Annotated in this window: 8 protein-coding genes (1 of these 8 cut by a window edge); 4 read left to right on the forward strand and 4 right to left on the reverse strand. The window is 42.7% G+C overall.

Translation table 11 applies throughout. The features are described 5' to 3' along the window. Positions 1 to 3 precede the first annotated feature (3 nt). The 4 genes from pepF to MK480_RS07270 all read left to right on the forward strand — a co-directional run bounded on the left by pepF (position 4) and on the right by MK480_RS07270 (position 4,229). The gene (gene pepF / locus MK480_RS07255) at positions 4 to 1,800 is read left to right on the forward strand and encodes an oligoendopeptidase F (RefSeq protein ID WP_084888788.1); all 1,797 of its coding nucleotides are present in this window, start codon (positions 4 to 6) and stop codon (positions 1,798 to 1,800) included. Between the two features lie 19 nt (positions 1,801 to 1,819). Further along, complete coding sequence (locus MK480_RS07260) at positions 1,820 to 2,602, forward strand: hypothetical protein (RefSeq protein WP_001079822.1); 783 nt, start codon at positions 1,820 to 1,822, stop codon at positions 2,600 to 2,602. Between the two features lie 61 nt (positions 2,603 to 2,663). Beyond that, positions 2,664 to 3,455 (forward strand): DUF2785 domain-containing protein, encoded by a 792-nt coding sequence (locus MK480_RS07265; protein ID WP_000284160.1) that lies wholly within the window; start codon positions 2,664 to 2,666, stop codon positions 3,453 to 3,455. 105 nt (positions 3,456 to 3,560) lie between these two features. Beyond that, a complete protein-coding gene (locus MK480_RS07270) occupies positions 3,561 to 4,229 on the forward strand; it encodes an MIP/aquaporin family protein (protein ID WP_084888786.1) in 669 nt (222 codons plus the stop codon). A gap of 57 nt (positions 4,230 to 4,286) precedes the next feature. Here the strand turns inward: MK480_RS07270 and queF are convergent, their stop codons facing one another. The 4 genes in view from queF to queC are tightly spaced (at most 18 nt apart) and all read right to left on the reverse strand, a layout consistent with a single transcriptional unit that may run on beyond the window. Then, positions 4,287 to 4,778 (reverse strand): preQ(1) synthase, encoded by a 492-nt coding sequence (gene queF, locus MK480_RS07275; protein WP_000082587.1) that lies wholly within the window; start codon positions 4,776 to 4,778, stop codon positions 4,287 to 4,289. Between the two features lie 18 nt (positions 4,779 to 4,796). Next, positions 4,797 to 5,513: a 7-carboxy-7-deazaguanine synthase QueE gene (gene queE, locus MK480_RS07280; RefSeq protein WP_268707432.1), complete on the reverse strand. Its 717-nt coding sequence runs from the start codon at positions 5,511 to 5,513 to the stop codon at positions 4,797 to 4,799. Next, positions 5,506 to 5,949: a 6-carboxytetrahydropterin synthase QueD gene (gene queD / locus MK480_RS07285; RefSeq protein WP_084926212.1), complete on the reverse strand. Its 444-nt coding sequence runs from the start codon at positions 5,947 to 5,949 to the stop codon at positions 5,506 to 5,508. The genes queE and queD overlap by 8 nt, the downstream gene beginning before the upstream one ends. Beyond that, a protein-coding gene (gene queC, locus MK480_RS07290) for a 7-cyano-7-deazaguanine synthase QueC (protein ID WP_268707433.1) crosses the window boundary here: on the reverse strand, positions 5,949 to 6,558 show its 3' portion. The gene runs 44 nt beyond the window's last position; 610 of the gene's 654 nt are visible here — the last part of the coding sequence; the start codon falls outside the window, past its right edge; it ends in the stop codon at positions 5,949 to 5,951. Before queC ends, queD begins: the two co-directional genes overlap by 1 nt.

The following is a 6,558-nucleotide window of genomic DNA, read 5'->3' on the forward strand; positions in this document are numbered from 1 at the left end:
AAGATGGAACAAAAACACCGTTCAGAATTTCCAGAAAAGGAACTTTGGGATTTAACAGCCCTATACCAAGACCGTGAGGATTTCTTGCGTGCAATCGAGAAGTCTCGCGAAGACATCAACCAGTTTAGACGTGATTACAAGGACAATCTTCACACTTTTGAGGATTTCGAGAAGGCCTTTGCGGAATTGGAACAAATCTACATTCAGATGAGCCATATTGGAAACTATGGATTTATGCCTCAGACGACAGACTATAGCAATGACGAATTTGCCAATATTGCCCAAGCTGGGATGGAATTTGAAACAGATGCCAGCGTAGCCTTGACCTTCTTTGACGATGCCTTGGTGGAAGCTGATGAGGAAGTCTTGGACCGTTTGGGTAAATTGCCTCACTTGACGGCAGCTATTCGTCATGCCAAAATCAAAAAAGCCCACTATTTAGGGGCTGATGTGGAGAAGGCCTTGACCAATCTCGGTGAAGTTTTCTACAGTCCACAGGATATTTACACTAAGATGCGAGCTGGGGATTTCGAAATGGCTGACTTTGAAGCTCATGGCAAGACCTACAAAAACAGCTTTGTGACCTATGAAAATTTCTACCAAAATCATGAGGATGCTGAGGTTCGTGAGAAATCTTTCCGTTCCTTCTCAGAAGGTCTTCGTAAGCACCAAAATACGGCTGCTGCAGCCTATCTAGCTCAGGTTAAGTCTGAAAAACTATTGGCAGATATGAAGGGTTACGACTCCGTCTTTGATTATCTTCTGGCTGAACAAGAAGTGGACCGTGCCATGTTTGACCGCCAGATTGACCTCATCATGAAGGATTTTGCGCCGGTTGCTCAGAGATACCTCAAGCATGTTGCCAAGGTGAATGGTCTTGAAAAGATGACCTTTGCAGACTGGAAATTGGACTTGGACAGCGCCCTTAATCCTGAAGTGACTATTGACGACGCCTATGATTTGGTCATGAAGTCGGTAGAACCTTTGGGGCAAGAATATTGTCAGGAAGTTGCTCGCTATCAAGAAGAGCGCTGGGTGGACTTCGCTGCTAACAGTGGCAAGGATTCTGGTGGTTATGCGGCGGACCCATATCGCGTGCATCCTTATGTCCTCATGAGCTGGACAGGCCGTTTGAGTGATGTCTATACCTTGATTCATGAAATCGGGCATTCTGGTCAATTCATCTTTTCAGATAATCATCAAAGTTACTTCAATGCTCATATGTCGACCTACTATGTTGAAGCGCCGTCAACTTTCAATGAATTGCTTCTCAGTGATTACTTGGAGCACCAATCTGACGACCCTCGTCAAAAACGCTTTGCTCTGGCTCACCGCTTGACAGACACCTACTTCCATAACTTTATTACCCACCTCTTGGAAGCAGCCTTCCAGCGTAAGGTGTATACATTGATTGAAGAAGGGGAGACCTTTGGAGCAAGTAAACTCAACAGCATTATGAAGGAAGTTTTGACCGATTTCTGGGGAGATGCCATTGAGATTGATGATGATGCAGCTCTGACTTGGATGCGCCAAGCTCACTACTACATGGGCTTGTATAGCTATACTTACTCTGCTGGTCTTGTTATCTCGACTGCGGGTTACCTTCATCTGAAACATTCAGAAACTGGAGCTGAAGATTGGCTCAATCTCCTCAAATCAGGTGGTAGCAAGACACCGCTTGAGTCAGCTATGATTATCGGAGCAGATATCGCTACAGACAAACCACTCCGTGATACTATTCAGTTCTTGTCTGACACAGTTGACCAGATTATCGCCTACAGTGCCCAGTTGGGGGAGTAAGGGAATTTAGGATAACGATATGAACAGAATTAAAAAATGGCTGGAGCAGGATTCACAAAGAATACGTTTTATCAAAATAGGCCTAGTCTTGTTGGGAATCATTTTATTGATTGCTCTTCCAACTCTCTATCTTGTTTTGAGTGGAGTTGGTATTTGGTATTTTGTAAAGAAAGTACCAGATATTCGAAAAAGAAATTTAATGATAGGACTTTTTGTTGTTAGTTTTGTTGTAGTTTCTCTTCAAACTCCGACAGCCACAAAGAAAATTTCATCTTCTCAATCAGAAACTAAGCAAACTGCGGCATCCACTGCTAAAGTAGAGTCAACAACCGATGCTTCATCTAGTACAGAAGAAGCAAAACGAGTTGAAGAAGAGAAAAAAGCTAAAGAAAAAGCAGAAGAAGAGAGAATTGCCAAAGAGAAAGCTGCAAATGAGTTGCAAGAAAAAGGTGAAACCTTAGTCAAACAATTGGAAGAAAGTCAAGATGCAAGTCAAGTGAAGTCTGCTAAAGAAACAGTTAATCAGATTGAAAATAATGATAAAAAGGCAGAATTGCTCGATAGGATAGGTGCAGTTGAGTCTTTAATTTCTCAAAAAGAAGAAGAGAGAAGAATTGCACGTGAAGCTGAAACTAAAGCCCAACAGCAAGATAGAATTGTTTACGTCGCTAAGAATGGGCAAGCGAAAGTATATTGGTATAACAAGGATAGTATGCCGTCAAATACTAATAAAGCCAACGTTGTCGAGATGACAGAGGCTGATGCAATTGCAGCAGGAAAACGTCTATCTAAAAAAGAATAAGATAGAAAGTTATCTTGGGCTGGCTTTTTGAACAGTTTCTAGAAATGTAGAGGTGTTGATCATGTATCAAGAGTTACTTAGGAAAATAACAGAAGAAAAACCAAGTTATAACCAGGAAGAAATCCAGTGGCTACTTGATCATTTGGGAGATTCTTCTTCAGAAATTCGCGATGACCTTGTTTTTACAAGCTTTGCTAGAGGGATTCAGGAAGAGCTATTTACACAGGAACAATTTTATTTCATTGCTGAGGAAATTTTATCTGATGGAGGACTAGACAAAGAGATTGATAAGGTAGGCTTGTCAACACTTGAACGTTCTTTTAGGGCGCTTATTTATGCAAATCTCTTGTCTGCGGATGCCAACCTGCAATCGATTTTTTATCAGGGATTAAATGCAGGAATTCGTAATGTCCTTTTAAATCAAGGTTTGTATTATCTTTCAAAAGAAAAGGATACAACGGGTTTTTCAAGTCAGTATGGTTGGGTTCACTCTTTTGCGCATGGAGCTGATTTACTGACAGAGGTGGTTTGTCATCCAGATTTTCCTAAAAACAGAATTCATGAAGTATTTGAGATACTTGGTCAATTATTTAAAAGAATTCCCATTCGTTTTACAGATGATGAAGATTGGCGTTTAGCCAGAGTACTTTATGAACCTATTTTAAAAGGGAAGTTAGCGCAAGAACAAGTATCTTCTTGGATAAAAACTGTTGATTTTCCGATAGAAGAAAGGGAAGATTTCTACAAATTTTCCAACTTTAAATCTTGTCTGTTAGAAGTCTATGTCCAACTTGACCAGAGAAATAGTTTACAATATGACTTGAAAGAAGCTATCCAGTCTTTTCAATACTAAGAAAAAGCGAGTCAGATTTTCGAAAGACTTTCCAGTCAATTTTCTTGAAACCCTTTCCCTCTTTTGATAGACTAGTATCTAGTTTTTGAAAAAAGGAGAAAGAAAATGAAAAAATTTGTCGCTGAGTTAATCGGTACGTTCATGCTTGTGTTCGTTGGGACAGGAGCTGTTGTTTTTGGAAATGGTCTTGATGGCCTTGGTCACCTTGGAATCGCCTTTGCCTTTGGTCTGGCAATCGTAGTTGCAGCTTACTCAATCGGAACTATTTCAGGTGCTCACTTGAACCCAGCTGTTTCGATTGCTATGTTTGTAAACAAACGTTTGTCATCTTCAGAGCTTGTAAACTACATCCTTGGACAAGTAGTTGGAGCTTTCTTAGCATCTGCTTCTGTATTCTTCCTCTTGGCTAACTCAGGGATGTCAACTGCTAGTCTTGGTGAAAATGCCTTGGCAAACGGAGTCACTGTCTTTGGTGGATTCTTGTTTGAAACAATCGCAACTTTCTTGTTTGTCTTGGTTATCATGACTGTGACATCAGCAAGCAAGGGCAATGGCGCGATTGCTGGTTTGGTAATCGGTTTGTCCTTGATGGCGATGATTCTTGTGGGATTGAACATTACTGGACTTTCAGTAAACCCAGCTCGTAGCTTGGCACCAGCTGTTTTGGTAGGTGGCGAAGCCCTTCAACAAGTTTGGATTTTCATCCTTGCACCAATCGCTGGTGGGGTTCTTGCAGCCCTTGTTTCGAAAAACTTCCTTGGAACAGAAGAATAATTGAAAATCAAAAAGCCTTGCTCCTCATTTTGAGGAACAGGGCTTTTTCGTATGAGTTTAACGGTTGTCAATTTTCTCTGGATAAAGGTCGTGTTGGAAGAGGCGTTGTTCTGCCAATCCTTCATACTTAGTTCCAGGTTTACCGTAGTTGTAGTAGGGGTCGATTGAAATGCCACCGCGCGGAGTGAATTTTCCCCAAACCTCCAAATAGCGGGGGTCTAGCAAGTTGACCAAGTCTTTCCCGATGGTGTTGATACAGTTTTCGTGGAAATCTCCGTGGTTTCGGTAGCTAAAGAGGTAGAGTTTGAGGGATTTTGACTCAACACAGAGCTTGTCAGGGATGTAGGAAATATAGATAGTTGCAAAGTCTGGCTGAGCAGTGATTGGGCAAAGTGAGGTAAATTCAGGACAGTTGAATTTGATGAAATAGTCATTTTCCACATGACGATTGTCAAAGGATTCGAGGACTTCTGGTTGATATTCAAAAATGTAGTTGGTTTCTTTGTTGCCGAGGAGGCTTAGGTTTTTCATTTCTTCTTGTTGTGACATGATTTTTTCTTTCTAATCTTAAACACCACGTTGGTTGTCGTAGAGGAGGGTATGGAGTTGAGGAAGGACGCGGACATTGCCCCAGCTATCGTCAGTAGCGACACGTTCCCAGAGTTCTTTGAGACGGTCCAGTTGGTCTTGGACAATATTGCCTGTGGCCTTGGGCTCAGGATTTCCAGCCGATAAGAAGAGGGCATCTGGTTGGTAGCGCTCTTGAATTCCTTTGGCAAAAGCCAAATCGACATCATCAAAGACAGGGATTTTAAAGGTGACCTTGTCTGGATCTAGTTGGGAAACGATAAAGTCCAAGGTCTCAAAGTTGACTTCCATCTTGGATGAAGGAGGTTTGGGACTCAGAGTGACCTGGTCGATGTCTTTCAACCAATTTTGCCAGCGAGAGCCTTGGGTCTCAACAGCTAGAGTGACACCGCGTTCCTTGAGCTTGGTGACCAATTCGGCCATGTTGGCTGCTAGGATAGCAGGATTTCCCCCAGATAGGGTTACATAGTCGTAGCTCCCTAATTTATCCAACTCAGCAATGACCTCGTCAGCTGTCATACGAGTTGGTTTTTCAGAACCATCCCAAGTAAAGGCAGAGTCGCACCAGTCGCAGTGGTAGTCACAACCAGCAGTGCGGACAAACATAGTTTTTTGACCAATAGCACGGCCTTCGCCTTGAAAAGTTGGGCCGAAAATTTCCAGAACTGGTAGTTTAAGGATACGTTCCCTAGTCATCTAACCACTCCCGTCTAAACTCCGCAAAGGCAGTCGGAGTCTCATAGAGGCGAACGTATTCCAAACGGAGACCGCGCTCGTCTGGCAACTCTTGGTTCATGGTTTGGAAAATCCAGTAAACCATATTTTCAGCAGTCGTGTTCATATAAGGCAGAGTCTCATTGAGATAGCGATGATCCAAGTGGGGTTCTAAGTAGTTCTTGTAGATAGCTTTGATATCTCCGAAATCGTAGGTCATGCCACGTTCATCTAAAAATCCACTGACAGCAATCTGCAGATGATAGGTGTGACCATGAAGGGATTTGCATTTTCCCTCATAGTGAAAGAGGTGGTGGGCAGCATCAAAGGTAAATTCTTTTGATACCAAGGTTCTGTAAGGATTGTAGATAAGCGACTCCCCAGTTTCCTGTTTGATTTCTTTGGGTGCAAAAAACATTAGTCCTCTCCTTTCTGTGAGAGATAAACATCTAGACCATGTTGACGTAGGTGGCAGGCTGGGCAATCCCCACAGCCACTGCCGATAATTCCATTATAGCAGGTCAAGGTCTTTTCACGAACATAGTCGAAGGCACCGAGTTGGTCAGCCAATTCCCAAGTTTCAGCCTTGTCCAGCCACATGAGAGGTGTTTGGATAACGAAGTCGTAATCCATGGCTAGGTTGAGGGTGACATTGAGAGATTTGACAAAGACATCTCGACAATCGGGGTAGCCTGAGAAGTCTGTCTCGCAGACACCTGTCACGATGTCTTTAATACCTCGTTGCTTGGCAAGAACTGCTGCAAAGGATAGAAAGAGGTGGTTGCGACCGTCAACGAAGGTATTGGGAACTTCTCCCTCTTTTTGCTCAATCTCCATATCAGAGGTCAGGGCATTTTCAGTGATTTGCCCCAGCAGAGACATATCGAGGATATGATGACGAATGCCTTGTTCCTTAGCAATTTTTTCAGCGACTTGAATTTCGAGATGATGACGTTGGCCGTAGGCAAAGGTAACGGCTTCTACCGTTTCATAGTGTTTTTTAGCCCAAAAGAGGCAGGTTGTAGAA

This window comes from Streptococcus mitis, assembly GCF_026782895.1.
GTDB lineage: Bacteria > Bacillota > Bacilli > Lactobacillales > Streptococcaceae > Streptococcus > Streptococcus mitis_CB.

Excerpts from the sequence above, each read along its gene's own strand:
- queD (WP_084926212.1), bottom strand. The coding sequence starts at position 5,949 with ATGTTTTTTGCACCCAAAGAAATCAAACAGGAAACTGGGGAGTCGCTT.
- pepF (WP_084888788.1), top strand. The coding sequence starts at position 4 with ATGGAACAAAAACACCGTTCAGAATTTCCAGAAAAGGAACTTTGGGAT.
- queF (WP_000082587.1), bottom strand. The coding sequence starts at position 4,778 with ATGTCACAACAAGAAGAAATGAAAAACCTAAGCCTCCTCGGCAACAAA.
- MK480_RS07270 (WP_084888786.1), top strand. The coding sequence starts at position 3,561 with ATGAAAAAATTTGTCGCTGAGTTAATCGGTACGTTCATGCTTGTGTTC.
- MK480_RS07265 (WP_000284160.1), top strand. The coding sequence starts at position 2,664 with ATGTATCAAGAGTTACTTAGGAAAATAACAGAAGAAAAACCAAGTTAT.
- queE (WP_268707432.1), bottom strand. The coding sequence starts at position 5,513 with ATGACTAGGGAACGTATCCTTAAACTACCAGTTCTGGAAATTTTCGGC.
- MK480_RS07260 (WP_001079822.1), top strand. The coding sequence starts at position 1,820 with ATGAACAGAATTAAAAAATGGCTGGAGCAGGATTCACAAAGAATACGT.